The organism is Sphingopyxis sp. EU05-FHT14B03 (assembly GCF_058790875.1).
Window position 1 is genome coordinate 63,630 of record NZ_JBYTDC010000002.1, and the last position, 26,032, is coordinate 89,661.

General features: G+C 67.4%; 23 protein-coding genes. 14 read left to right on the forward strand and 9 right to left on the reverse strand.

Features of this window, described 5'->3' with window-relative positions; genetic code table 11:
* Nucleotides 1-117: 117 nt before the first annotated feature.
* The 8 genes from uppS (at nt 118) to rpmE (ending at nt 8,025) form a co-directional block, all read left to right on the forward strand.
* Nucleotides 118-804 (forward strand): polyprenyl diphosphate synthase, encoded by a 687-nt coding sequence (uppS, locus tag AC3WS4_RS09440; RefSeq protein WP_492739138.1) that lies wholly within the window; start codon nt 118-120, stop codon nt 802-804.
* A gap of 3 nt (nt 805-807) precedes the next feature.
* On the forward strand, nt 808-1,482 hold the full coding sequence (locus tag AC3WS4_RS09445) for a phosphatidate cytidylyltransferase (protein ID WP_492739137.1): 675 nt from the start codon (nt 808-810) through the stop codon (nt 1,480-1,482).
* A gap of 1 nt (nt 1,483) precedes the next feature.
* On the forward strand, nt 1,484-2,647 hold the full coding sequence (locus AC3WS4_RS09450; protein WP_492739136.1) for a 1-deoxy-D-xylulose-5-phosphate reductoisomerase: 1,164 nt from the start codon (nt 1,484-1,486) through the stop codon (nt 2,645-2,647).
* Nucleotides 2,640-3,773 (forward strand): RIP metalloprotease RseP, encoded by a 1,134-nt coding sequence (gene rseP / locus AC3WS4_RS09455; protein WP_492739135.1) that lies wholly within the window; start codon nt 2,640-2,642, stop codon nt 3,771-3,773. Before AC3WS4_RS09450 ends, rseP begins: the two co-directional genes overlap by 8 nt.
* A 71-nt stretch (nt 3,774-3,844) precedes the next feature.
* Nucleotides 3,845-6,523 (forward strand): outer membrane protein assembly factor BamA, encoded by a 2,679-nt coding sequence (gene bamA / locus AC3WS4_RS09460; RefSeq protein ID WP_492739134.1) that lies wholly within the window; start codon nt 3,845-3,847, stop codon nt 6,521-6,523.
* Nucleotides 6,523-7,209, forward strand: coding sequence for an OmpH family outer membrane protein (locus AC3WS4_RS09465; RefSeq protein WP_492739133.1), 687 nt, complete (start codon nt 6,523-6,525; stop codon nt 7,207-7,209). Before bamA ends, AC3WS4_RS09465 begins: the two co-directional genes overlap by 1 nt.
* Nucleotides 7,210-7,213: 4 nt before the next feature.
* Entirely contained in the window at nt 7,214-7,693 is a 480-nt protein-coding gene (fabZ, locus tag AC3WS4_RS09470) for a 3-hydroxyacyl-ACP dehydratase FabZ (protein ID WP_187140286.1), read from the forward strand.
* Nucleotides 7,694-7,797: 104 nt separating this feature from the next.
* A complete protein-coding gene (rpmE, locus tag AC3WS4_RS09475; RefSeq protein ID WP_187140287.1) occupies nt 7,798-8,025 on the forward strand; it encodes a 50S ribosomal protein L31 in 228 nt (75 codons plus the stop codon).
* A 140-nt stretch (nt 8,026-8,165) separates the two neighbouring features.
* Here the strand turns inward: rpmE and AC3WS4_RS09480 are convergent, their stop codons facing one another.
* Nucleotides 8,166-9,638, reverse strand: coding sequence for a glycerol kinase (locus AC3WS4_RS09480; protein WP_492739132.1), 1,473 nt, complete (start codon nt 9,636-9,638; stop codon nt 8,166-8,168).
* 490 nt (nt 9,639-10,128) lie between these two features.
* On the opposite strand from AC3WS4_RS09480, the gene AC3WS4_RS09485 reads away from it, so the two are divergent.
* Complete coding sequence (locus tag AC3WS4_RS09485; protein ID WP_056346766.1) at nt 10,129-11,508, forward strand: DEAD/DEAH box helicase; 1,380 nt, start codon at nt 10,129-10,131, stop codon at nt 11,506-11,508.
* A 364-nt stretch (nt 11,509-11,872) separates the two neighbouring features.
* Nucleotides 11,873-12,907: an alpha/beta fold hydrolase gene (locus tag AC3WS4_RS09490; protein WP_492739131.1), complete on the forward strand. Its 1,035-nt coding sequence runs from the start codon at nt 11,873-11,875 to the stop codon at nt 12,905-12,907.
* Here the strand turns inward: AC3WS4_RS09490 and AC3WS4_RS09495 are convergent.
* The 7 genes from AC3WS4_RS09495 to AC3WS4_RS09525 all read right to left on the reverse strand — a co-directional run bounded on the left by AC3WS4_RS09495 (nt 12,861) and on the right by AC3WS4_RS09525 (nt 19,603).
* Nucleotides 12,861-13,613, reverse strand: coding sequence for an alpha/beta fold hydrolase (locus tag AC3WS4_RS09495; protein WP_492739130.1), 753 nt, complete (start codon nt 13,611-13,613; stop codon nt 12,861-12,863). The two genes, AC3WS4_RS09490 and AC3WS4_RS09495, sit on opposite strands and share 47 nt — an antisense overlap.
* Before the next feature lie 49 nt (nt 13,614-13,662).
* On the reverse strand, nt 13,663-13,911 hold the full coding sequence (locus AC3WS4_RS09500) for a hypothetical protein (RefSeq protein WP_492739129.1): 249 nt from the start codon (nt 13,909-13,911) through the stop codon (nt 13,663-13,665).
* A gap of 273 nt (nt 13,912-14,184) precedes the next feature.
* Nucleotides 14,185-15,267 (reverse strand): helix-turn-helix transcriptional regulator, encoded by a 1,083-nt coding sequence (locus AC3WS4_RS09505; protein ID WP_492739128.1) that lies wholly within the window; start codon nt 15,265-15,267, stop codon nt 14,185-14,187.
* Nucleotides 15,268-15,345: 78 nt separating this feature from the next.
* Nucleotides 15,346-15,885, reverse strand: a complete 540-nt coding sequence (locus tag AC3WS4_RS09510) for a phosphatase PAP2 family protein (protein WP_492739127.1) — start codon at nt 15,883-15,885, stop codon at nt 15,346-15,348.
* A 258-nt stretch (nt 15,886-16,143) separates the two neighbouring features.
* Entirely contained in the window at nt 16,144-17,394 is a 1,251-nt protein-coding gene (locus AC3WS4_RS09515; protein ID WP_492739185.1) for an N-succinylarginine dihydrolase, read from the reverse strand.
* A complete protein-coding gene (locus AC3WS4_RS09520; RefSeq protein ID WP_492739126.1) occupies nt 17,394-18,395 on the reverse strand; it encodes an arginine N-succinyltransferase in 1,002 nt (333 codons plus the stop codon). Before AC3WS4_RS09520 ends, AC3WS4_RS09515 begins: the two co-directional genes overlap by 1 nt.
* On the reverse strand, nt 18,392-19,603 hold the full coding sequence (locus tag AC3WS4_RS09525) for a hydrolase (protein WP_492739125.1): 1,212 nt from the start codon (nt 19,601-19,603) through the stop codon (nt 18,392-18,394). The genes AC3WS4_RS09520 and AC3WS4_RS09525 overlap by 4 nt, the downstream gene beginning before the upstream one ends.
* 173 nt (nt 19,604-19,776) lie before the next feature.
* Here AC3WS4_RS09525 and AC3WS4_RS09530 point away from each other — a divergent pair, with 173 nt between their 5' ends.
* The 4 genes from AC3WS4_RS09530 to AC3WS4_RS09545 all read left to right on the forward strand — a co-directional run bounded on the left by AC3WS4_RS09530 (nt 19,777) and on the right by AC3WS4_RS09545 (nt 25,314).
* The gene (locus AC3WS4_RS09530) at nt 19,777-20,967 is read left to right on the forward strand and encodes a GGDEF domain-containing protein (protein ID WP_492739124.1); all 1,191 of its coding nucleotides are present in this window, start codon (nt 19,777-19,779) and stop codon (nt 20,965-20,967) included.
* A gap of 122 nt (nt 20,968-21,089) precedes the next feature.
* Nucleotides 21,090-22,760 carry an MFS transporter gene (locus tag AC3WS4_RS09535; RefSeq protein WP_187140297.1) on the forward strand — a complete coding sequence of 557 codons (1,671 nt, stop codon included), beginning with the start codon at nt 21,090-21,092 and terminating at the stop codon, nt 22,758-22,760.
* Nucleotides 22,757-23,956 (forward strand): HlyD family secretion protein, encoded by a 1,200-nt coding sequence (locus AC3WS4_RS09540; protein WP_492739123.1) that lies wholly within the window; start codon nt 22,757-22,759, stop codon nt 23,954-23,956. Before AC3WS4_RS09535 ends, AC3WS4_RS09540 begins: the two co-directional genes overlap by 4 nt.
* Nucleotides 23,956-25,314 carry an efflux transporter outer membrane subunit gene (locus AC3WS4_RS09545; RefSeq protein WP_056346786.1) on the forward strand — a complete coding sequence of 453 codons (1,359 nt, stop codon included), beginning with the start codon at nt 23,956-23,958 and terminating at the stop codon, nt 25,312-25,314. The genes AC3WS4_RS09540 and AC3WS4_RS09545 overlap by 1 nt, the downstream gene beginning before the upstream one ends.
* On the opposite strand, the gene AC3WS4_RS09550 is transcribed toward AC3WS4_RS09545, so the two are convergent.
* On the reverse strand, nt 25,311-25,982 hold the full coding sequence (locus tag AC3WS4_RS09550) for a spermine/spermidine synthase domain-containing protein (protein ID WP_492739122.1): 672 nt from the start codon (nt 25,980-25,982) through the stop codon (nt 25,311-25,313). The two genes, AC3WS4_RS09545 and AC3WS4_RS09550, sit on opposite strands and share 4 nt — an antisense overlap.
* Nucleotides 25,983-26,032 lie beyond the last annotated feature (50 nt).

Below are 26,032 nucleotides of genomic sequence, written 5' to 3' on the forward strand. Positions count from 1 at the left end.
TGCTTTCGAGGCCGCGCCCCTCCGCCGTTTGTGTCGAGCGAAGTCGAGACACGCTGCGCTTGCGCCAGACTTCACGTGTCTCGACTTCGCTCGACACAAACGGGTTCTGAGGTTTTTGTGACGATTCAGAACCACGGCGCGCGCCATGTCGCCATCATCATGGACGGTAATGGTCGCTGGGCGAAGAAGCGGCTGCTGCCGCGCGTCGCGGGACACCGTGCGGGGGTCGAGGCGGTGCGCACGATCGTGCGCGCGGCGGGCGACATGGGGCTGGAGGCGCTGACCCTCTACGCCTTCTCGTCGGAAAACTGGAAGCGCCCCGAGGACGAGGTTTCCGACCTGATGGGGCTAATGAAGCGCTTCATCATCAGCGACCTCGACGAATTCGCCGCCAACGATGTGAAGCTCAAGGTCATCGGCGACTGGCGGGCGCTCGCGCCCGACGTCGTCGCGCTGATCGAAAATGCGCTCGACCGCACCGCGGGCAACAAGCGCACGACGCTTGCGGTCGCGCTCAACTATGGCGCGCAGGACGAACTGGCGCGGGCCGCGACCGCCGCAGCCGCCGACGGTGCGATCACCGCGGAAGCGATCGAGGCGCATCTCGATACCGCCGATATGCCGCCGCTCGATTTGCTCATCCGCACCTCGGGCGAGGTACGGCTGTCGAACTTCCTGCTCTGGCAGGCGGCCTATGCCGAACTCTATTTCACCGATCGGCTGTGGCCGGATTTCAAGCCCGCCGACCTTCAGGCGGCGCTCGACCATTTTGCGCGGCGCGAACGCCGTTACGGGGGACTATAGGGCATGGCGGCAGGGAAATCGGACCTGATGGTACGCGCGGGATCGGCGGTCGTGCTGGTTGCGATCGCGGGCGCGGCGCTGTGGTTCGGCGGGATCGCCTTTGCGCTGCTGCTGCTCGTCGGGGCGGCGCTGCTGCTCGTCGAATGGTTCGCACTGGTGCGCGCGATGACGCTGGGCGCTGGTGTCAGGAGCGGCTTGATGGTCCTCGGCCCCGTGCTGACGATCGGGGCGGTCGGCGGGCTGTGGTTTATCCGCGACACGCTCGGCATGACCGCGGCGCTGTGGGTTTTCGCGATGGTCTGGGCGACCGACATCGGCGCCTATTTCGCCGGGCGTGCCTTTGGCGGCGCGCGGCTCGCGCCCAAAATCAGCCCGTCGAAGACCTGGTCCGGCCTGTTCGGCGGCATGATCGCGGCGCTCGTCGCCGGCGCGACGCTCGGCGACCGCGCGGGCATCATCGGGGTGCCGCTGTGGATCGGCCTCGTCATGGGCCTGATCGCGCAACTCGGCGACCTCGGACAGAGCTGGATGAAGCGCCGCGCCGGGGTCAAGGATTCGGGCAAGCTGATCCCCGGCCATGGCGGCGTCTTCGACCGTGTCGACGGGCTGTTGCCGGTCGCGTTGATCCTTGGCGCGCTGGCCTTTGCCGGCGATATTATCGTGCGAACGGCGCACTGATATGACACGCCGCCTCTCGCTGTTCGGCGCGACGGGATCGGTCGGGCAATCGACCCTCGATCTGGTGCGCCGCGACGGCGAGGCGTGGACCGTCGGCGTGCTGACCGCGAACAGCGATGTCGCCGAACTGGCAAAGCTCGCGAGGGAGTTTCGCCCCGAACTGGCGGTGATCGCCGATGAGGCACGCTACGCCGACCTGCGCGATGCGCTCGCCGGCACGGGGGTCGAAGTCGCCGCCGGGGCCGACGCGCTGGTCGCGGCGGCGACCGCGCCCACCGACCTCGTGATGGCGGCGATCGTCGGCTGCGCGGGACTTGCCCCGACGATGGCGGCGCTCGCAGCGGGCACCCCGGTCGCGCTCGCCAACAAGGAATCCCTGGTGTCGGCGGGCGAGTTGATGACCGCCGCCGCGCGCGCGTCGGGGGCGCCGATCCTGCCGGTCGACAGCGAGCATAATGCGATCTTCCAGTGCCTTGCCGGCGGCCGCATCGACCAGGTGCGCCGCATCATCCTGACCGCCAGCGGCGGGCCGTTCCGGACGATGAGCGCCGCCGACATGGCGCGTGTCACCCCGGCGCAGGCGGTCGCGCACCCCAATTGGTCGATGGGCGCCAAGATCAGCGTCGATTCGGCGACGATGATGAACAAGGGCCTCGAACTGATCGAGGCCCATCACCTGTTCCCGGTCGGGCTCGACCGCATCGAAATCCTCGTTCATCCGCAGTCGGTGATCCACAGCCTCGTCGAATATATCGACTGCTCGACGCTGGCGCAGCTCGGCTCGCCCGACATGCGGATCCCGATCAGCAGCGCGCTCGCCTGGCCCGACCGCATGGCGACGCCCTGCGCGCCGCTCGACCTCGCGACCATTGCGCGGCTCGACTTCGAGGCGCCCGACGAGACGCGTTTCCCCGCGACTGCGCTGTGCCGCGCCGCGATCGCCGAGGGCGGCGCGCGCCCGGCGCAGCTCAACGCCGCGAACGAGGTGGCGGTCGCTGCTTTCCTCGCCGGTCGAATCTCCTTTCCCGCGATCGTCGACACGGTGCGGCGCGTGCTCGATGCCTCCGCGCCCGCCGCTCCGACGTCGCTTCAGGACATATTCAGCGTCGACGCGGCATCCCGCGCCGCCGCGCAGCATTTTGTGGATCAGTTCGAACATGTCTAACGTGCCATATTGGCTTTATATCGTTGCATTTCTCGCGGTGCTCGGCCCGCTCGTCTTCGTCCACGAATATGGCCATTATATCGTCGGTCGCTGGTGCGGGGTGAAGTCCGATACCTTCTCGATCGGGTTCGGGCGCAAAATCCTCGGATGGACCGACAAGCGTGGGACCGAATGGAAGATCGGCTGGCTGCCGCTCGGCGGCTATGTCCAGTTCGCGGGGGATCGCGATGCGGTCAGCCAGCCCGACGCCGACTGGCAGAGGCTGTCCGACGCCGAACGCGCGCACACCTTTCCCGCCCAGCCGGTGTGGAAACGCGCGCTGATCGTCCTCGCCGGGCCGGTCACCAATTTCCTGTTCGCGATCCTGATCCTCGCCGGCTTCGCGGCGTTCGTCGGCACGCCCACGACGCCGCCGATCGCCGGCGGCATCGTCGCGGGGTCGCCCGCCGAAGCCGCGGGTATGCGCACGGGCGACCGCATCCTGTCGATCGACGGGCGCCCGATCGAGGTTTTCATGGATATCACGATGGCGGTCGCGCACCGGCCGGGCGAGGCGATGGATGTCCGGCTCGATCGCGGGGGGACCGAACGCACGCTGCGTCTGACGCCGCGGCTGTACAAGGCGAAGGACTCGTTCGGCAACGATGTGAAGATGGCGATCATTGGCATCGAGCAGCGGGGCGAGCGCGTTTTTCAGACCGTCCCGCTGAGCGAAGCGCCGGTCGTGGCGGTGCGGCAGACCGGCCAGATCATCAGCCAGACGGGCGACGTCCTCATCCAGTTCCTCACCGGCAACCGCTCGATCAAGGATATGAGCGGTCCGCTCGGCATCGCGAAGGTGTCGGGCGAGGCGGCGACCCTCGGTCCGGACTCGTTCATCTTCCTGATCGCGCTGGTGTCCATCAATCTGGGGTTCATCAACCTGTTGCCATTGCCCATGCTCGATGGCGGACATCTGCTTTTCTATGCGTATGAAGCGATCCGGCGGCGCCCGGCACCGGCGGCGGCACAGGAATGGGCGTTCCGATTCGGCTTCGCGGCCATCGTCACGCTCATGCTGGTCGTGACTTTCAATGATTTGGCCTCATTCGGCCTGTGGGACGGGATCGCGCGCTTGATTGGATAGGCGGACTGGTGCAGGAGTGCGCGCCGACCCGTGGGCAAGCGGGTTCGTCGCTTTTGAGTTATTTTTGCGGGATGAACAGCGTGGCTTCACACAAATTTTCGGCGCGGACGCAGCTGACGACGCTCCTCCTTGCCGGCACGATGCTGGCGGGGCCAGCGTTCGCGCAACCGGTGCCGCCTCCGACCGTCCCGGCGTCGACCGTTCCCGCCCCTTCGACCGAGGCGGTTCCGGCCGCCACGACGGTCCGTTCGATCACCGTCACCGGCAACCAGCGGCTCGAGGCGCAGACGATCCTGTCGTACCTGCGCCTGCGCGTCGGCCAGACCTATGACCGCGCGATGCTCGACCAGGCGCTGAAAGACCTGGCCTCGACCGAATTGTTCAAGGATTTCCAGATCAGCGACGACAATGGCGCGCTGACGATCCAGGTCGCCGAGAACCCGGTGATCAACCGCGTGATCCTCGAGGGCAACAAGCGGCTGAAGGAAGACAAGATCCGGCCCGAGATCAAGCTCTCGCCGCGCCAGATCTTCACCCGCTCCAAGGTCCGCGCCGACGTCGCGCGGATCATCGAACTCTACAAGCGCCAGGGCCGCTTCGCCGCGACCGTCGAGCCCAAGATGGTGTCGCTCGACCAGAACCGCGTCGATGTGGTGTTCGAAATCAACGAAGGACCGAAATCGAAGGTCCGCCAGATCAACATCATCGGCAACGAGAAATTCAGCGACGGCGATCTCAAGAGCGAGATGGCGACTAAGGAATCGGGCCTGCTGACCATTTTGTCGTCCAATACCAGCTATGACCCCGATCGCCTGGCTTATGATCAGCAGAAGCTGCGCCTGTTCTATCTGTCGAACGGCTATGCCGATTTCCGCGTCATTTCGGCGGTCGCCGAGCTGACGAGCAACAAGCAGGACTTCATCATCACCTATGTGGTGGAAGAGGGCGAGCGCTATAAGTTCGGCCCGGTGAACGTCGAAAGCGAATTGCGCGATTTCCGCCCGGAAACGCTGAAGACGCTGCTGCCGATGAAGGAAGGCGACTGGTACGACGCCAAGCTGGTCGAGGACACGGTCGAAAGCCTGAGCGAGACCGCGGGCCTGTTCGGCTATGCCTTTGCCGACATCAATCCCGACTTCCGCCGCGATCCCGAAACGCGGACGATGGCCATCAGCTTCAACGTCGCCGAAAGCCCGCGTACCTACGTGGAACGCATCGACGTCAACGGCAACACGCTGACCCAGGACAAGGTGGTTCGCCGCGAATTCCGCCTGAACGAAGGCGATGCCTTCAACAGCTTCGGCGTCAAGCGCACCGAAAACCGCATCAACAGCCTGGGGTATTTCCAGGAAAACCTGGAGATCGAGCGCAAGGAGGGCAGCGCCCCCGACCGCATCATCCTGGAAACCAATGTCGAGGAAAAGCCGACCGGCGAACTGTCGCTGTCGGCGGGTTTCTCGTCGATCGAGAATTTCCTGCTCCAGGCCTCGATTCGCCAGCGCAACTTCCGTGGTCTCGGCCAGCAGTTGCAGGCGTCGGTGAATTATTCGAGCTATTCGAAGTCGATCGAACTGGGCTTCACCGAACCCTATCTGTTCGACCGCAACATCTCGATCGGCGGCAGCGTCTATCGCCGCGACCTGAACTCGTTCAGCTTTGCCGGCAACAATCGCCGAACGACCTTCGGACAGATCACGACCGGTGCGCAGGTTACCGTCGGTGTGCCGCTGACCGAATATCTGTCGGCTTTCGGTCGCTACAGCCTGAACTTCGACGATGTCACGCTCAGCCGCGATCCCGCCGATGGTTTCTATTTCGGCAACGAGTGCGACCCGCTGCGTGCGGGACGCTATCTGTGCGACGCGATCGGCAATCGCACGACCTCGCTGCTCGGGTTCACGCTCGCCTATGACGATCGCGACAATCGCATCCGCCCGACGCGTGGCCAGTCGCTGTCGATCAGCCAGGATTTCGCGGGCCTCGGCGGCAGTGTCAAATATGTCCGCACCCGCGCCAACGCCTCGAAGCACTTCAACCTCGGCAGCCGCTTCATCCTCAATATCTCGGGTGAGGGCGGTTATATCTATCCGTTCGGCAGCGCGCCGACCGCGACCAGCGACAAGGTCCGTCTGACCGACCGCTTCTTCCTCGGCGAACCGCAGATGCGCGGTTTCGATATCCGCGGCGTCGGCCCGCGCGTCATCCGTTTCGGCAACGTCGATCTGACCGATCCGGCGAATCCGGTTCTCGACACCAGCCTGTCGGATCGTCGCAATCTGTTCGACGACGCCCTCGGCGGCCGAGCCTATTATCAGGGGCGGCTTGAGGTCGATATTCCGCTCGGCACCGGCGCCAAGGAACTGGGGCTGCGTCCGTCGGTCTTCCTCGACGTCGGTTCGGTGTTCGGCGTGAAGCGCCCGACGCTGACGACGCTCGCGAACTTCAAGGATCCCGCCGACGGCCTGACCAAATATCTGTGCCGGAACGCCACGACCGGCACGACCCAGTTCGCGACGCTGGAGACGGGCAGCACCACGAAATATACGACCTGCCCCGAGGGCTTCTCGTCGCTGGTGCCGTTCGAGGAACGCTTCTTCGGCGACACATGGATGCCGCGCGTCTCGATCGGTGCGGGCGTCAACTGGAACTCTCCTTTCGGTCCCTTCCGGATCGACTTCGCTTACGCCCTTCGCAAAGAAGAGGGTGATGACACCAAACGCTTCTCATTCAACGTAGGAACCCAATTCTAATGAAGAAAATCCTTGTCGCATCGGCACTGGCGATCGCCACGCTGTCGGTTTCGCCCATGATCGCCGCCCCGGCATTCGCACAGGCCAAGGGCGTCGCCGTCGCCGACGTCCGCGCCGCCGCCGCGCGTTCGACCGCCTTCACCACCGCCAGCGGGCAGATCGAAACGACCTACAAGGCCGTGATCGACAATCAGAACACGCGCGCCCAGACGCTGCAGGCCGAAGTCAACGTCCTCGTCGCCAAATATAGCGAAGAGTCGAAAAAGCCGACGCCGAACCAGGCCGCGCTGCAGGCCGCCGCCAAGGCGGTGCAGGACAAGCGCCAGGCCGCGCAGACCGAACTCAGCCAGATCGGCGCCCCCGTCGACCTCGCCATCGCTTATGTCGAGGACCAGATCAGCGTTCGCATGAACGAGGCGATCAAGGCCGCGATGACCGCCAAGAAGGTCGACCTGCTGCTCAACCCCGACGCCGTGATCGCGCGCGAAAACAATGTCGACATCACCGAAGCGGTGGTGACCGAACTCAACCGCATCCTGCCCACCGTCTCGACCGCGGTACCGGCGGGCTACCAGCCGGGTCAGCTTGTCCAGCAGCGCAACCAGCAGCTGATGGACGCCGCCCGCGCCGCCCAGCCGGGCGCCGCCGCGCCGGCCCCGGCCGGCACTGCGCCGACCACCCGCTAAGATCGTGGCGGACGGGGAAAAGACGGACGGCGCAAAGGGACCGGCGGATATCCGCCGGATCCTGGCGCTGTTGCCGCATCGTTATCCGATGCTGCTCGTCGACCGGGTGGTTTCGATGGTGCCCGACACCTCGATCCACGCGGTCAAGGCGGTGACGATGAACGAGCCCTTTTTCCAGGGGCATTTCCCCGGCCGGCCGATCATGCCCGGCGTGCTCATCGTCGAGGCGCTGGCGCAGGCCGGCGGCGTGCTGGCGATCGAATCGCTCGGCCTCGCCGGGACCGGCAAGCTCGTCTATTTCATGGGGATCGACGGCGTGAAGTTCAGGAAACCGGTCGAACCCGGTTGCCTGCTCGACCTTCACGTCACGATCCTCCAGGCGAAGCGCAACATCTGCAAGTTCGAGGGCCGGGCGATGCTCGGTGACAGCCTTGCGACCGAGTGCCAGTTCACCGCGATGATCGCCGATCCGCCCGCCGACTGACCACCCTTGCCAAATCACCCGTTCGCCGTTAGGGGACGCCGCTTCGCGTCCCCGGACGCACAGACTCAGCCGCTGGTCGGTAACCAGCGGCACAGGAGCCCGACATGAAAAAAGACATTCATCCCGCGTACCACATGATCACGGTCAAGATGACCGATGGCACCGAATATCAGACGCGCTCGACCTGGGGCAAAGAGGGCGACACGATGACGCTCGAAATCGACCCCACCGCGCACCCGGCGTGGACCGGCGGCAGCGGCCGTATGCTCGACGCTGCGGGCCAGGTCGCCAAGTTCAACAAGCGCTTCGGCGGTCTTACCCTCAAGCGCTGATCGATACGATCCTCCCTGTGCCGAAGGCATGGGGAGGGGGACCGCCCGCGTAGCGGGTGGTGGAGGGGCCGCGTTGAAGCCCCTCCGTCAGCGCTTCGCGCTGCCACCTCCCCATCGCTGCGCGACAGGGAGGATTTCGATCAGCCCAGAACCTTTGCAAGCGCGCTTTGCCACCCGGCAAGGCGCGTTTTGCGTTTGTCGGCGGCGAGCGCCGGGGTGAAGCGCGTCGCGGTGCCGCGCATCGCCTTGGCGGCGCTCGCCAGGTCGGGATAAAGCCCCGCACCGGTCGCCGCGAGCATCGCCGCGCCCAGCGCGGTGCTCTCGACGAAATCGGGGCGCTCGACGGTCAGGTCGAGCATGTCGGCCAGGTCCTGCGCCATCCAGTCGTTCGCCGCCATGCCGCCGTCGATGCGCAGGTCTGCCCAGTCGACTCCGTCGGCGGCGAAGGCCGATTTCAAATCATGCGCCTGATAGGCCTGCGCTTCGAGCGCGGCGCGCGCGACATGCGCCTTGGTGCTTGCAAAGTTCAGCCCCGATATCGCGGCGAGCGCGTCGGGGCGCCAGTGCGGCGCGCCAAGCCCGGTGAGGGCAGGGACCAGATAGACCCCGCCGTTGTCGGTCACCGATCGCGCCAGCCCCTCGCTCTCCCCCGCATTGGCGAGCAGGCCGAGTCCGTCGCGCAGCCATTTGATCAGGCTGCCGGCGACGAACACCGAGCCTTCGAGCGCATAGCTGCGGTTATCGCCTTCCTGCACCAGCACGGTTGCGAGCAGGCGGTTGTTCGATTGTGGGCGCGTCGTACCGCTCGCCGACAGGATGAAGGCGCCGGTGCCGAAGGTCGCCTTGGTCTGCCCCGGCGACAGGCACGCCTGGCCGATCGTCGCCGCCTGCTGGTCGCCCGCCATGCCGCAGATCGGGATCGCACCGCCGAACAATGTGGGATCGGTGCTGCCGACGCTGGCCGTGCAGCCGGTGATCTCGGGGAGCAGGTTCATCGGCACGCCGAGCAGGTCGCACAGGTCGGCGTCCCAGCCACCGCTGCCGTTGATGTCCATCAACAGGGTGCGCGAGGCGTTGCTCGCGTCGCTGACATGCACCCCGCCGGTCAGCCGAAAGACCAGATAGGATTCGATCGTCCCGACCGCGAGCCGGTCGCCGGCTTCCCGCAATTGCGGCCAGTTTTTGAGCGCCCAGCCGATCTTGCTCCCCGAAAAATAGGGATCGAGCAGCAATCCGGTTTTGGCCTGTACCGCCGTTTCATGCCCCGCGTCCTTCAACGCGGCGCAATCGGCCGCGGTGCGCCGGTCCTGCCACACGATCGCGGGCGCCAGCGGTTCGCCGGTCGTGCGGTCCCAGAATACCACCGTCTCGCGCTGGTTGGTGATGCCGATCGCGGCGATGCGGTCGGCGCCGCCCGCCTTTTTGATCATCGCCCGCGTACAGGCGAGCGTCGCCTCCCAGATTTCGGCGGCGTCATGTTCGACGAGGCCGGGGCCCGGATAATGCTGCCGAAACTCGCGCTGCGCGCTGCCCAGCGGGGTGCCGTCGGCGGCGAACAGCATCGTGCGGGTCGAGGTCGTGCCCTCGTCGATGACGATGATTTTTTCGGCCAACCGGTTTCCCCCAAAGCTTTGACGGTGAACCTGCCAAAGGGGGCGGTTTAGAACAAGGGCAGGAATAGGGTTCACGCGGAGGCGCGAAGAAGAAGAATATTCGCGCAGAGGCGCAGAGGCGCAGAGATCGCAGAGGAAGAAGAGCAAAAGGCGGCAAAGCCGCCAATTTTCCCTCTTCGTCTCTCCGTCCCTCCGCGTCTCCGCGCGAATCTCTTTTCTCGCCGACGCCGAACACTGCACAACGGAAACGCAATTATCTTGCAAAACCGCGCAACCCATGCCATATGTTGTGCAGCGCAGCATGGCGGGATATCCCGCCGCAACACCCGGCAGCGTGATTTTCCCGCCCGTTTTCAGGCGCGGGACGAGCCGGACCAGCGCTTTGTCCCCAGAGGCACCCTTTCACGCGGGTCGTTTCGAACCCGCGGCCCGTGCGCCGTCCGTTCGATGCGAACGGATGCGCCTGCGCGTCGCCCATAGTGAGTATTTTATGACGACTTTTAACGACTTTGGCCTGCACGCCGACATCAATCGCGCGCTTGCCGCCAAGGATTATACCGTCCCGACCCCGATCCAGGTCCAGGCGATCCCGCCGCTGATGAAGGGCCGCGATCTGTGCGGCATCGCGCAGACCGGCACCGGCAAGACCGCCGGTTTCTCGCTGCCGTCGATCCATCACCTTTTGACCTATCCGCACCGCCCGACCCCGCGCGGCTGCCGGATGCTCGTGCTCGCGCCGACGCGCGAACTCGCGGCGCAGATCGCGCAGAGCTGCCGCGACTATGGCCGCTTCACCAAGCTGACCGTCTCGACCGTGTTCGGCGGTGTGCCGATCAACAAGCAGATCCGCGACCTGTCGGGCGGCGTTGACATCCTCGTCGCCACGCCCGGCCGCCTGCTCGACCTGATCGACCAGCGCGCGCTGCGCCTCGACGACGTCGAAATCTTCGTTCTCGACGAAGCCGACCAGATGATGGACATGGGCTTCATCCATTCGCTGCGCCGCGTTGCCAAGCTGCTGCCCTCGCGCCGCCAGAACCTGTTCTTCTCGGCAACGATGCCCAAGGAAATCGCGCACCTCGCCGAACAGTTCCTCGAGGATCCGGTGACGGTGTCGGTGACGCCGGCGGCGACGACGGTCGAAAAGATCAGCCAATATGCGACCTTCGTCGAACAGAAGGAAAAGCAGGCGCTGCTGCATGCGGTCGTCGCCAGCGAGGATATCGACCGCGCGTTGATCTTCACCCGTACCAAGCATGGCGCCGACCGCGTCGTGCGTCATCTGGCGGGCGCCGGCATCAAGGCGATGGCGATCCATGGCAACAAGAGCCAGTCGCAGCGCACCCACGCGCTGCAGGCGTTCCGCTCGGGCGACATCAAGCTGCTCGTCGCGACCGATATCGCCGCGCGCGGCATCGACGTGTCGGGCGTCAGCCATGTCATCAACTTCGAGATTCCGAACGTGCCCGAGCAATATGTCCACCGCATCGGCCGCACCGCGCGCGCCGGTGCCGAAGGCAAGGCGATCAGCTTCATCGCCCCCGATGAGCGGCCGTATATGCGCGATATCGAGCGCGTCACGCGGAGCAAGTCCGAGCCGATGCCGCTGCCCGAGAATTTCAACGAGCTGGTGCGCAACCTGCCCAAGCCCGTTGCGGGTCCGCGCGACACAGGCAGCCAGGGCCGCGATCCGGGTCGCCAGCGCCAGGATGCGATGCGCGGTCGTGGCGGCGCCAAGCCCGGCGGCGATCGTGGCCCGCGCCGCGACGGTGCGGCGGGCGAGGGCGCCGAAGGCCAGCGCAAGCGCCGCTTCCGCCCGCGCAACAAGAGCGTCGGTGCGCACAAGGGCGCGGTAACCCGCGTCAACTGATCGGGATCGGCCGCCGATCGATGCGCCCGCCTGGCGCATTGACGGCGGCCCCCGGTGCGCCAGACCCTGTTTCAGGCATATGGGAGCGACGTGATCGTCCAGCGAGCTGTGCTGGGGAGGAGCGTTGCGCAGGGCGGGCCGGTGGGCCCGTGCCAGCGACGCGACGCGCCCAGCGCGGCTCGCTGGACGACCGCCTCCGGCGGCGGGCCGATTTTTACGCGAGGACGTCGTTGCTCCTCGGTCACGATGGAAAACCATCGCTCCCTCCTCGCGCCTCGCCTCGCGTCAAAATCGGCTCCGTCACGCGCTTCCATATGCCTGAAACAGGGTCTAGGGTCGTTGTGGGTCAGGGTGGGGGACCGCGATGATCGACGACGACGACTATGAAGCACCGCCGCCGCGCCGGCATATGATGCGGCGCAAGCGGGTGCTGATTCCGCTCGGGCTGCTGCTCGCGATCGTCATCGCCTTCCTCGCGCTGCGCACCCCCGATACCGACCGCGCCGAGATGATCGCCAAATATGGCGGTCCCAACGCGACCTTCGCCGCCGGTCCGGCGGGGCAGACCATCCATTACCGCGATCAGGGAAAGCGCGACGGTCCGGTCATCGTCCTGCTGCACGGGTCCAACAGCAGTCTCCAGACGTGGGAGCCGCTGGTGAAGCGGCTCGGCGCCGATTACCGCATCGTCACCCTCGACCTGCCCGGCCACGGCCTGACCGGCGGCACCCCCGACAAGGATTATGGCGCGAGCGGCATGATGGCGGCGGTCGACGTCGTCGCGGCCAAGCTCGAACTCGACCATTTCACCCTCGGCGGCAATTCGATGGGCGGCTGGGTCGCGTGGCGCTATGCGCTGGGTCATCCCGAGCATGTCGACGCGCTGCTTTTGCTCGACGCGGGCGGCATGCCGCTGCGCGCGGGGGAGAAGCGCCCGCCGTCGAACATCGGTTTCCGCATCCTGCAATATCGTTCGGGACGCTGGCTCGCGACGCAGATCACCCCGCGTTCGCTGGTCGAGGAATCGCTGCGCGGGTCGGTCGCGAAACCGGCCATCGTCGATGATGCGATGATCGACCGCTATTGGGAGTTGCTGCGTTTCCCCGGCAACCGCGAGGCGACGTCGCTGCGCGCGACCCTCGACCGCGAGCCCGCGATGGCGGACCGGATCGGCGACATCAAGGCGCCGACGCTGATCCTGTTCGGCAAGGAGGACCGGCTGATCAATCCGAGTGCGGCGCAGAGTTTCCACGAACGCCTGCCGGGGTCGGAGGTCGTGCTGCTCGACGGCATCGGCCACCTGCCGATGGAGGAAGCGCCCGACGAAACCGCCGCGGCGATCGCCGATTTCCTCAAGCGGCGGCTTGTTGCCCCGCCGGCGCGTCCAGAAAGTCGCTGATCCGTCCGGCGATCTTCGCCGCATGGGTAAAGGGGAACATATGCGACCCCTGCACCACTTCGAGCAGCGCGCCGTCGATCAGTTCGGCGATCAACTGGCCGTGGCACGCGGGTACGACCCCGTCCTGTTCGCCCATCAGCACCAATGTCGGAATGCTCTTCAGCGTCGGCAGCATCGCCGCGCTCGTCCACCCCGCCATCGCCATGCTCTGATAGGCCAGGCCGAGCGGGGTCGCGGTCGGCAGCTTGAGCCCGCTCGCCAGCATGTCGTCGTCGAGCAGCGCCGCCCAGCCGATGCCCGGCGCCGAAACGGCCGGGGTCGTCGCCATCAGCACCATCCGCCGGATGCGACCGGGGAATTGCACCGCGACCTGCTGCGCCATTGCGCCACCCCAGCTGAAGCCGGCGATGTCGATCGTCTTGTGGCCGAAGCGATCGGCGATCTCGATCAGGATCGCGGCCATCGTCGGGGCGCCATAGGGCAGCAGCGCATCGGGCGACCCGCCGACGCCCGGCATGTCGAGCGTCCAGACCTCGCGGTCGTGAAGCTGCGCCAGCAGCGGTGCCGCCGCGGCGATATCGGCGCCGATCCCGTTGAGGAACAGCAACGGCGTTCCGCCTGCGCCGACGCGCCAGCGCGCGACGCGCAGCGTCAGGCCGTACACATGTTCCATGCTGAGGGCGGGGGCGCCGCTGATCCTGCTCATGGCGCGATCCTTGGCAGCTTTTGGTGACGCGCGAAAGTCCGCGCGCACCTCAGCCCGGCTGGTGGGCGGGGGCGGCCGCCTTCTCGGCGCGCTCGTAACGCAGGCAATCGAAAATCTTGGCGCCGGCGAGGAACACCGACCCGCTGCACGCGACGAGCAGCAATTTGCCGCCGAACCCCGGATATTCGTGGAGATAGATCATCCCGCGCGCCATCGCCCCGACCCCGAGCGCGTAGATGATGAGGCAAGCCTCGAGCTTGGTTTTGATGACGAACAGGCGTCCGATTTTTTTCAGCATCACCATCTATCCAGCAAGAGCCGTGCCAGTGGCGCAAATCGGGGATTCGGCGCGACGGACTTATGGTAAACTGTAAGTTAATCCGACAAGCGAGGGAAGGGCGGGGAAAGATTGTCCCAAAACGCATCGCCGAAACGGAAAGCGGCACCCCCGCATCGCTGCAAGGGTGCCGCTGACTGACAACCCAGGGTCGCAGAAGGGCCGGCAGTTGCGCACCTTATCGCTACCCCGGACCCGTCCCGCATCCTCCATATGGAGGATGAAGCGAAATATTCAGCCGGGTGTCGTCGCGCCGATCCGCGCCAGCAGCGACGCGAGGTCGGCCTGCCGCGCGCAGCCGGTCTTTTCGAGCACGCGGCGGAGCTGGGTGCGCACGGTGCTGATCGCGACGTCGCCATCGGCGGCGATCGCCTCGGGGGTCTCGCCGCCCGCGATGCCCCTCGCGACGCGGGCCTCCGACGGGGTCAGGTCGAACAGCGACTTCATCAGCGTCGCCGACGGCGCGCGCTCCGATGCGACGGGGATCAGCAGCAACAACGCATAGGAATCGCCGAAAACATCGTGCGCGCTGCGCCGTATCGGGACGACATGCGCGACCAGTTCGGGATCTCCCGCGAAATCGCGAATCGGAAAGGATCGCACCCGGTCGCCGGCATCGCTGCCCAGCGCCGCGAGCGCCTCGGCCAGCATCGTGTCGGCCTGTTTGTCGGCCAGCCGCAACCGCCCCCTCGCGCCCCAGACGAGATGGTCGCCCAGCTCCTCGACCAGCGGGCTCGCCTCGGCGACGTCGCCGTTCGCGTGGAGCAGCAGCGCGGGCAGGCGCAGCGCCGCCAGCGCCTCGGTCGCCCCCTCGGCGCGCTTCAGCTGCAAGCGCGCGCTGACCAGCGCGCTGCGCGCGATATGCGGGCGGAGCCCATTCAGCCGCGCGACATTCTCGGGCTCGATCGGTCCGCCGTCGAAGGCGCGCTCGACGCTGAACACGATATTGTCGCCGGTCGGCAGTTGCAGCCCGGTCCCCGCCGACCAGCCGAGCCCGCGCGGGCGAAAGAAATCGCGGTACACCGGATCGGCGCTCAGCTGCTCCTCGCTCCAGAAATCATATTCGACAAAGAAGGAGGGCGCCTCCTGGCTCATCAGGCAGACGCGGCGGCTGCATTTGCCGAACCAGCCGTCGTGGACATAGGCATCGAACGCCTCGGCGACGCTGTCCGACGCCGTCCAGTTCAGTGCCTTGCGCGCCGAAAACAGCAAACCGCCGGTGGATCCCGCCAGCGCCGCGACATCGTCGAGCACCGCAGGCCAAGCCTCGGGCACCACCGAACATTCGTAGATGCGGTCGATCAGATCGTCTTGCATCGAAAAGCCCCCCGGCGAATTGTCGCCATAGTCGGACTTTGACGGTGGAATGCAAGCGCGTCGCGACGGCGCGGGCCTTCAGAAGCGCATCGTCATCGCGATACCGCCGCTTTTGGTGCCGCCCCAGGGCAATATCTGGACGCGGTCGTTCGCCTTGCGGGTGATCAGGAAACCCGCGGCTTCGCCGATGGCGGCGCCGACGAGTACGTCGTGCACATGATGCTTCTCCGCCTCGACGCGGCTCAATCCGACGAAGGCCGCGACCAGCTGCGCGGGAACGCCGACCTTCCAGCCGTAGCGATTCTGCAGCGTCGCCGCAGCGGCGAAGGAAATCGAGGTATGTCCGGACGGGAAGCTCTTGTTGTCGCTGCCGTCGGGGCGGCGTTCGGGAAAAGCCTCCTTCAGCCCATAGGACAGGCCCCCGGCCACGCCGACGCTTCCCCCGGCTTGCAGGACGCCGTCCCAGTCGCCCTGCGCCGCGGGAACGCCAAAGGCGGCGACGACGAGCGCGTCGCGCGCGAGCGATCCGGCATCATTCCATCCCTTGTCGCTCGCGTGAGCGGAGGGGGCCAACGCCAGCGCCGCGGCGCCACCAAGAGTGATCAGCGATCTCCGCACGGCATGTCTCCCAACCGGGGGCAACAAAGGTCAAATGTCTGCCGTCCCCAAGCGCGTTTACGACAGCGACACACAGGAACAGTGGAGCATCGCGCGGCGCAATTCGACGACGGCAGACCCGTCGCTCAAAGGCTAGGGCCGCGACCGGATCATGCCCATAAGCAGACGCTCAAAGGGACTGGCATAAGCGGGAGTCCCATGCCGTCACGGCGCCGCGAGGGTCAGCTGCCGGACGGGTTGTCCGGCCGTCCGGCCAGCTCAGGCCAGCTCGCTCAGTTCCAGCGCCTCCAGCAACGCCGCGCGCGCGCGGCGTACGTCGGCGATCAGGCCCGCCGAAGCGAGATCGGCCGCTGCAATCGCCTCCGGCCAATGCCGGGCCACGATCTCGGAAATCCGGTCGAGCCTGTCCGCATCGGCTATGAAGCGCGGATCGACCGTCGCCGGATCGGCGACGACGCGCAGCCGCAGGCAGGCGGGGCCACCGCCATTGGCCATCGACTGGCGAACGTTGACCGGCAGCAGCTTGCGGATGGGTCCGTTGCCCGCGACATGCGCTTCGAGCCAGTTCCACACCGATGCCGTGTCCTGCGCCTCGGTCGGCAGGACGAGCCCCATGCCGCCGCCGCCGGGCAGCGAAACGAGCTGGGCGTTGAACAGATAGGATTTGATCGCGTCGGGCAGGCTCACCGCCTCGGCGGGCACCTCGACGATCTCGACCGCGGGGAAGGCGGCGCGAATTTCGGCATGCGCCGCTTCGCGGTCGTGGAACGCGGTCTCGTGGGTGAACAGCACGCGCTCGTTGGCCACCGCGACGACATCGTTGTGAAAGGCGCCGCCCTGGATCGCGCTGTCCGACTGGCGGATGAACAGCGTGCGCGTCGGATCGAGCCGGTGATGCCGCGCGATCGCCTTCGACGCGTCGAGGTGCTGGCGCGCCGGATAGCGCCCGCCACCGACGCCATAGACGAAGATCTCGACCCCGGGGGAGCCGTGGCCGTCGCACAGCCGCATATGGTTCGCCGCGCCCTCGTCGCCGAAGGGGGCGGGGACGGGGCCGTGCACCGCGAACGCCGGGTTCGCGAAGGCGAGGCGGAGCTGCTTCAGCGTGCCCTGCCACTCGTGGCTGCGGTGCGGCATGGTGACGAGGTTGGCGACGGTCAGATGGCATTTTCCGTCGTCGCTGTCGGGCGCGGGGGAGACCGTCGCGGCGTTCGCCGCCCACATCGACGACGCCGACCAGGCCTGCGCGCGCAGGTGCGGCTCGGCACCCTCGAGCGTCGTTCCCAGCACCTCCAGCCATGGCGCATCGGGCCGGTCGAGCGGGGTGAAGAAGCCCTGCGGCAAGCCGAGCGCCAGATTGTGGCGCATCTTGTCGATGCCCTGCAGCGCCGCGGCGCGCGGCTGCGACACGTCGCCGGCGTTCGACGCCGACGCGATATTGCCGCGGCTCAGCCCCGCATAATTATGCGTCGGGCCGATGATCCCGTCGAAATTGATTTCGGTAAGCATCAACGCCCGATCCAGCTGATGTCGTCGCCCTCGCTCACACCCAACAGCTTCGCCGCCGCGCCGTCGAGCGTGTCGCCATCGCCGACCTTGCCGAAACAGCAGCGGAAATCGGCGAGCCGCCCGGTCGCGACCAGCGCATCGGCGCCGCCTTCGGCAACCGCCGTCACCGTGCCATGCCGCGCGTCCTTGATGCTCGCGACCTGGTCGGTGCGCGCGGTCATCGTCGGGCCGCCGTCGAAGATGTCGACGTAATTTTCATAGGCGAAATTCTCATTTTCCAGCATCCGCATCGCCGCGCGGCCGCTGGGGTGCGGCACCCCGATGACGCTGCGCGCATGGTCGTTCAGCATCGCGATATAGACCGGATGCTTGGGCATCAGGTCAGCGATGAACTGGTTGCCATGGACCGCGTTGAACTGGTCGGCTTCCTGAAAACTCATCCCGAAGAATTTGCCCGCGACCCCGTCCCAGAAGGGCGATCCGCCCGCCTCGTCGATCACCCCGCGCAACTCGGCGAGGATGCGGTCGCCAAAGCGCGCGCGGTGCCGCGCGATGAACAGATAGCGCGAGCGTGCGAGCAGCAGCCCGAGCCCGCCGGCGCGCGCCGCGGGGTGGAGGAACAGTCCGCCGACTTCGGACGCGCCGTTGAGGTCGTTGCTGAGCATCAGCACCTGTGCATGAAAGGTGCGGCCGAGTTGCTCGCTGTGCTTGCTGTCGGTTCCGATGCGATAGGAGTAGAAGGGCCAGCGCTGGCCGACCTGCCCGAAAATCTGGCACGTCCCGCGCACCTCGCCGCTGTCGAGGTCCTCTAGCACGAGCAGATACAGCTCGTCCGACGGATATTCTTTCTCGCATGCGAAACTCGCCTCGGCGCGTTCGAGCTTGGTGCGCAGCGCCTGCCGGTCGGGGGGCAGGTTGGTGAAGCCGCCGCCGGTCAGTTTCGCCATCTCGTAAATGCTCTGCAAATCGCCCGGCTTGGCCGCCCGGATCACATAATTCACACCGTCCCCCGTTCCGCTATTTTCATCATGGTCAGCGCCGACAATTGCGCCCGTTCGGCCAGGCTGTCGACGATCAGAAATTCGTCCGAAGAGTGGATCGCGCCGCCGCGCGGTCCCATGGTATCGACGACGGGCACGCCGCACGCCGCGATATTGTTGCCGTCGCATACCCCGCCTGTCGCATTCCAGCTGATCGGCGGCAGCCCGAGCGCCGCGCCGCAGTCGCGCACCAGTTCGAACAGGCGCGTCGCTGCGGCGTCGAGCGGCTTGGGCGGGCGGTTGAAGCCGCCGTGGAGGTGGCAGTGGACGTCGTGGTCGCGCGATACCGCGGCGATCGCATCGCGCAGCGCGACCTCGGCGGCGACCATCGCCTCGGGGGTCGAGGGGCGCATATTGACGCGCAGGATTGCCTGGTCGGGGACGACATTGTTCGGTCCGCCGCCGTCGATTTTCGCCGGATTGACTTTCAATTCCAGAGATTTGAGCGCGTTCAGGCGCAGGGCCAGATCGGCCGCCGCGATGAGCGCGTTGCGCCCGTCGTCGGGATTGCGCCCGGCATGCGCCGACAGGCCGTGCACGGTGATGCTGAAGTTGCCGCTGCCCGGCCGCGCGCCCGCCAGCGTGCCGTCGGGCAGCGCGGGTTCATAGGTGAGGGCGGCGGTCTTGCCCTTCGCCAGTTCGGCGATCAGCGCGGCGGAAGCGTGGCTGCCCGTTTCCTCGTCGCTGTTGATCATCACGTCGTAGCCAACGCGCGCCGCGAGCGGCGAGGCTTCGAGCGCGGTCAGCGCGGCGAGGATCACCGAGATGCCCGCCTTCATATCGGCGGTGCCGGGGCCGTTGAGCACGCCGGGTTCGCGCCATTGCAATGTCTGGAACGGATGATCGGCGGCGAACACCGTGTCCATATGGCCGGTGAGCAGCAACTGCACCGGCGCCGCGCGCCGCACCCGCAGGTGCAGGTGGTCGCCGCGCTGCGTCGTCCGGATATTCCCCGCCGCATCGACGCTTTCGACCGGATCGGGCGCGACGAGGCGGATGTCGCCGGGCAGCGCTGCAAAAGCATCGGCGAGCATGGCGGCGACGGTCTTGAGCCCGGCAAGATTGCCGGTGCCGCTGTTCACCGCCGCCCAGCGCTCGACCTGTCCGAGCATCGGCGCATCGGCGGCGCGTTCGATCGTCGCGCTTTCGCTGGTGGTGAGGCTGGTCATGCGAAGGGGTATAGCGAGCGAGGACGCGCTTTGGCACCCCCCGCGCTGCAATATCGTTGCGGATGATACCGTAACAATCTGGCCCGCCGCATCATCGCGTCGCAGGGGGCGCCATTAACGAAAGATTCGTCGCTGCTATCCTATCGTCGGCGACATCATCGCAGTTCGGGTCCATGACAGCCGCCTTCATTCTTTCCACCAACATGTCGCTCATCGGCATCTTCGCGATCGCCTTTGCGGTGGTCGCGGCGATGAATCGCGAAGCGCGCGGCGTGCGGTGGATCGCGCTCGGCTATGCGATGGGAATCGCCTATCTCGCGCTCGAATATCTGCAGACGACACAGGTCGACCCGACCCCGGTCGGCGTGAGCATCTTCCTGGTTTTCCTGCTCTCGCAAAGCTTCTGCATGATCGGCGTGGCGCGGCACTATGGTGTCGCGCCGCCGTGGATCGCGATGGCGGCGATCTGGAGCCTGACGATCCTCGCGGTGCCGGTGGTGTTCGGCCTCGTCTATGGCTCGCCGCTGCGGTCGATCCTCTATCAGGCGCCCTATATCGCGATGCAGCTGCTGTTCGCCGTGCTCGTCTGGCGATCGCAGCGCCGCCAGCCGCTCGACATGCTGTTCCTCGCGCTGCAACTGGTCGTTGCGGTGCTCTATCTCGCCAAGCCGCTGATCGCCGCGATCGTCGGCACCGCGCGCTCGCCGCAGGGCTATATGGACACGGCCTATGCCGCCATCTCGCAGAGCGCGAGCGTCGTGCTGCTCGTCGCGATCGCGCTCGTGTTGCTGCTCGTCATCATGCGCGATACCGCGGCGGAGATGGTCGCGCGGTCGGAAACCGACGTGCTGTCGGGCCTGCTCAACCGCCGCGGGTTCGATGCGCGGGCCGAAGACGCGCTGGCCCGCGCACTTCGGCTTGGCGAGCCCGCGGTGCTGATCGCCGCCGACCTCGACCATTTCAAGGCGATCAACGACAGTTTCGGCCATGCTGCGGGCGATGACGTGATCGCCGCCTTTGCCCGATTGTTGCGCGACCATGTGCCGCCCGGCGCGATCGTGAGCCGCCTGGGGGGCGAGGAGTTCGCGGTGTTCGTCACCGGCGCGACGCTCGCCGAGGCGCGGGGCCTTGCCGAAGCGGTCCGCACCGCCTTTGCCGCGACATCATTCGCCCATCTTGGCATCACGCGTGCCGTCACCGCGTCGTTCGGCGTCGCGCAGTTGGCGGCCGGCGACGGTCTGCTCACCCTCTCGCGTCGCGCCGATGCCGCGCTTTACCGCGCGAAGGCGCGAGGCCGGAACCGCGTCGGTACCATGCTCTCCGAACTCGCACCGATGCAGCCGGCGGGGGTGGCGGCGGGTTAGGAGGCGCGGCGCAGCGCCCGGCGCGACGATAAGGTGTGTCGCATCCGGCCTGCGCTGCTATAGGAGGCCGATGATCGGAAACGGCCGGACCATGCGCGCGGGAACCGCGCCCTTTACTCGCCATGGCTGAGGGGGCCGTATCCGGCGGTTATGTCTACAAGCCGCACGAACGCCCGATCATGCCGGGGTCGCCGGCAAACCCCGACCATCCGGGGCGGCGCAAGCTTTTCTACCTGTTTATCGGTTTTTATCTCGCGATCGTCGGCGGATTCCAGAACGGGCTGCTGCTCGCCAACCTGACCGCGTTGCAGGGCCATCTCGACCTCACCCCCGTCGAGTCGGGGTGGGTCACCGCCGTCTACAGCATGACCAACGCCTGCATGAGCATATTGCTGTTCAAGGTGCGGCAGGAATTCGGCATCCAGCGCTTCGTGCGCGCGACGATGTGGGCGCTGTTGCTCGCCAATTTCCTGCAATTGTTCGATGCGGGATACCGGCTCGAACTGGTGTCGCGCGGCATATCGGGGATCGCGGCGAGCGGGCTGTCGACGCTCGCGGCCTTCTATCTGATGCAGGGGATGCCGGCGAAGGCGCGGATCGGCGGGCTGCTGCTGGCGATCGGCATTTCGCAGGTCGGCCTGCCGCTGGCGCGCGCGATTTCGCCGCTGCTGCTCGCCGACGGCAATGTCTATAATCTGTTCGTGCTGCAATTCGCGATGTCGCTGGTCGCGGTCGGGTTGGTCAATGTCCTGCAATTGCCGCAGGGCGATACCGTCCGCTCTTTCGGCAAGCTCGACCTCGTGACCTTTCCGCTGCTCGCGGTCGGGGTGGGGCTGCTCTGCGCCTTTTTTGTCCAGGGCCGCATCGTGTGGTGGACCACGCCTTGGCTCGGCGGCACGCTGGCGGCGGCGATCCTGCTGATCGGCATTGCCTTCCTGATCGAGCATAACCGCGCCAATCCGATGCTCCACACGCGCTGGATGGGGAGCAGCGACCTGCTGAAATTCGCGCTGACCGGCGCCGCGGTCCGCGTGCTGCTGTCCGAACAGAATTTCGGCGCCTCGGGCCTGCTCTCTGCGGTCGGCATGGGGAACGACCAGCTTGTCACTTATTATGCGATCCTCGCGGCCGCGACGCTCGCGGGCGGCGTGCTCGCGGTGGCGCGGCTCAACCCGCTCGACCTGCGGCGGCCGATCCTCGTCTCGCTCGCGGTGATCGCGGTCGCCGCGTTCGCCGACACCCATTCGGGCCTGATGACGCGGCCCGGCAACCTGTATCTGACGCAGGCCGCGCTGGCCTTTGCCGCGGTCTATTTCATGGGACCGATGCTGATGGAGGGCTTTGTGCGCGCGCTCGCCAAGGGGCCGTCGTACGTCATCAGCTTCCTCGCGGTCTTCAACCTGTCGCAGACCTTGGGCGGCCTCGCCGGGGTCGGCGCGCTGTCGGCGTTCCACACGCTGCGCACCAAGCAGCATCTGATGACGCTGGGCAGCAGCCTGTCGACGAGCGACCCCGGGGTGGCGCAGGCGATCAACGCGCTCGCGAACGGCCTCGGCGGCACGATGACCGACCCGGCGCTGCGCAGCGGGGTCGCGGGGGCCCAGGTGGTGCAGGAGGTGGCGCGCGAAGCCGCGATCCTCGCCTTCAACGATATTTTCTTCGTCATCGGCAGCCTGTCGGCGCTGGCCTTCGTGGTCATGTTCGCGCGCTGGCTCTATGATCGCCGGCGCGGGGTCAACCCGCTGGCGAAGGAACTCGAAGCCCTCCAGAAAATGTTGGCAAGGACTCAATGACCGACAAGACCACATCCGATCCCGCGCCCGCCGGCCCGCCGCCGGTTCCCGCCGAAACGGCAAAGCCCGCGCCCGCGCCCGCGCCGACGCCCGCACCCGAACCGGCCGCGCCGCCCGCCGATGCCGCGCCCGCCGAAAGCGGCGAAGCCAGCGGCTGGCGGCCCGATCGTTCGCGGCGGCAGATGGTGCTGTTCGGCCTCGTCATCGTCGCCGGGGTGCTCGCGGCGCTCTATGCCTGGGGTCTGCCGCCCTTCCGCGCGTCGAGCCAGACCACCGACAACGCCTATGTGCGCGGCCAGACGACGATCATCGCGCCGCAGGTCGGCGGCTATGTGACCGAGGTGCTGGTGCAGGATTTCCAGACCGTGCAGTCCGGGCAGGTGCTGGTGCGGATCGACGACAGCATCTATCGCCAGCGCGTCGCGCAAGGGGCCGCCAGCATCGCGGCGCAGACCGCCAGCCTCGACAACAGCGCGCAAAGTCAGCGCTCGGCCGAGGCACAGGTCAAGGCGCAGGACGCCGCGGTCGCCAACGCCCGCGCCCAGTTGCAGCGCGCGCAGGCCGACATGCGCCGCGTCAATGAACTGGTCGATGCGGGATCGGTGTCGCTGCGCGAACGCGACCAGACGCTCGCCGCGCTGCGTCAGGCGGAAGCCGGGGTCCGCGCAGCCGAGGCGCAGCGCCAGATCGCGCTCGAGCAGGTGCGCTCGGTCACCGTCGGGCGCGGCGGGCTGCAGGCCGGGGTCGAGAATGCCAAGGCGACGCGCGGGCTTGCCGACATCGACCTGATGCGGACGGTGGTGCGGGCGCCGCGCGCCGGCAAGCTGAGCGAAGTGACGGTGCGCGTCGGCCAGCTCGTCAATCCGGGGACCCAGATGATGTATCTGGTGCCGCAGAAACATTGGGTCGTCGCCAATTTCAAGGAAGCGCAGACCGCGAAGATCCGCGTCGGCCAGTCGGCGACGCTGCGCATCGACGCGCTCGGCGGCGCCGAGCTGAAAGGGGTGGTCGAAAACATCGCCCCGGCGGCGGGCAGCGAGTTCAGCATCGTCAAGCCCGACACCGGATCGGGCAATTTCGTCAAGGTGCCGCAGCGCATCGCGGTGCGCATCCGCATCGAACCCGGCCAGAAGCTTGCCGAACGGCTCGGACCCGGCATGTCGGTGATCGCGACCGTCCGTACCGGGGCCGAGTGATGCGGCGCGTTCTTCCGATCGCGGTGCTGCTGCTGGCCGGCTGCGCCCCGGCGATCACGCCGCGCCCCGATGCTAGCCTCGTTGCGCCGCCCGCCGACTGGCGCACCGCGATGCCCGCCGCCGGTCCGGTCGAGCGCGCCTGGTGGGCGGGCTTTGGCGACGCGCGATTGTCGGCGCTGGTCGACCAGGCGCGCGCCAACAACACCGACCTGGCGATCGCGGCGGCGCGGGTCGCCGAGGCGCGGGCGCAGGAGCGCGTCGCCCGATCGCTGCTGCTGCCGACACTGTCGGCCAATGTCCCCGGCGCCGAGGCGCGCAGCGTCAACGCCTTCGGCCAGCCGAGCGAAAGCTTCTCGGCGCAGCCGGCGTTCCAGGCGGCGTATGAGATCGACCTGTTCGGGCGCAACGCCGCGACGGTCGACGCGGCGCGCGCCAATGCCGCCGCCGTCGCGGCGGCGCGCGAGGCGGCGACGCTGTCGGTCAGCGCCGCGACCGCGAGCAGCTATATCGTCCTTCTCGCGCTCGACGAGCGGCGCGCCTTGCTGGTGCAGACGCTGGCGTCGCGCGGCGAGGCGCTGCGCATCGCGCGCGACCGGGCCGAGGCGGGCTATACCTCGCGGCTCGAACTCAGCCAGGCCGAGGCCGAATATCGCGGCACCGAGCAGCAGATTCCGGCGATCGAGGCGGCGATCGCGCGGCAGGAAAATGCGCTGTCGGTTCTGGTCGGCGACGCGCCGCGCGCGATCGATCGCGGCGCCGATTTCGACGCGCTCGTCACCCCCGGGGTGCCCGCCGTATTGCCCTCCGACCTTGTCCGCCGCCGCCCCGACATCGCGCAGGCCGAATATGCCCTCGCCGCGACCGACGCCAATTTGCGCGGCGCGCGCGCGCAGTTCCTGCCGCAAATCCGCCTGTCGGCGTCGGCGGGGGCGGCGATCTCGTCGCTGCTCGACGATCCGATCTCGGTCTGGTCGATCGGCGGCAGCATCCTGGCGCCGATCTTTTCGGGCGGGCGGCTGCAGGGCCAGTTCGACGCCGCGACCGCGCAGCGCGACCAGGCCGCCTTCGCCTATCGCCGCACCGTGCTCACCGCCTTTCGCGAGGTCGAGGACCAGTTGGCGGTGATCGACCGCATCGGGGTCCAGCAACAGGCGCTGCTCGCGCAGCGCGCGGCGGTCGCCGAAACATTGCGCCACGCGACCAACCGCTACCGCGCCGGCTATTCGCCCTATCTCGAACAGATCGACGCGCAGCGCGCGCTGTTCGCGGTCGACATCGCGCTGATCCAGCTGCGCACCGACCGGCTCACCGCCTATGTCGCGCTCTATCAGGCGTTGGGGGGCGGGGCGCCGACCTAAGGCGTGCGCGCGAACCAGATGACATGGCGGCCGCCCTTGCCGTTCGCGCGGGCGCGCACCGCCGCCTCCTCGACCGCGAAGCCCGCGTCCTTGAGCTGGCGGGTGAAGCGGACGTCGGGCGCCGCCGACCAGATCGCGAGGATGCCGCCGGGACGCAGCGCGGCCCGGGCGCGTGCGAGGCCTGCCACCGAATAGATGCGGTCGTTGCCGGTGCGCGTCAGCCCATCGGGGCCGTTGTCGACGTCGAGCAGGATGGCGTCGTAGCGCCGCGTCGCACCGCCGATCACCGCGCCGACATCGTCCAGCACCAGGTCGACGCGCGGGTCGTCGAGGCAGCTCGCGGTGAGCGCGGCCATCGGCCCGCGCGCCCAGTCGATGATCTCGGGCACCAGCTCGGCGACGGTGATGCGGGCGTCGGCGCCGAGCCGCGCGAGCGCCGCGCGCAGGGTGAAGCCCATGCCGTAGCCGCCGATCAGCAGGTGCGGGGCGGCGTCGTCGCGCAGCCGGTCGCAGCTCATTTCCGCGAGTGCTTCCTCGGACCCGCTCATCCGGCTGGTCATCAATTCGCTGTGGCCGAGCGTGATGAAATAGTCGTCGCCGCGCTGGAACAGGCGCAGCGGGTCGCCGCCGGGGACGTCGGCGGTGGCGAGGAGGATGCGGGGGGTCATGCGGCGCGTATAGACGGATGGCGGGGCGTTTGGCGAGGCCCCGGCGCCGC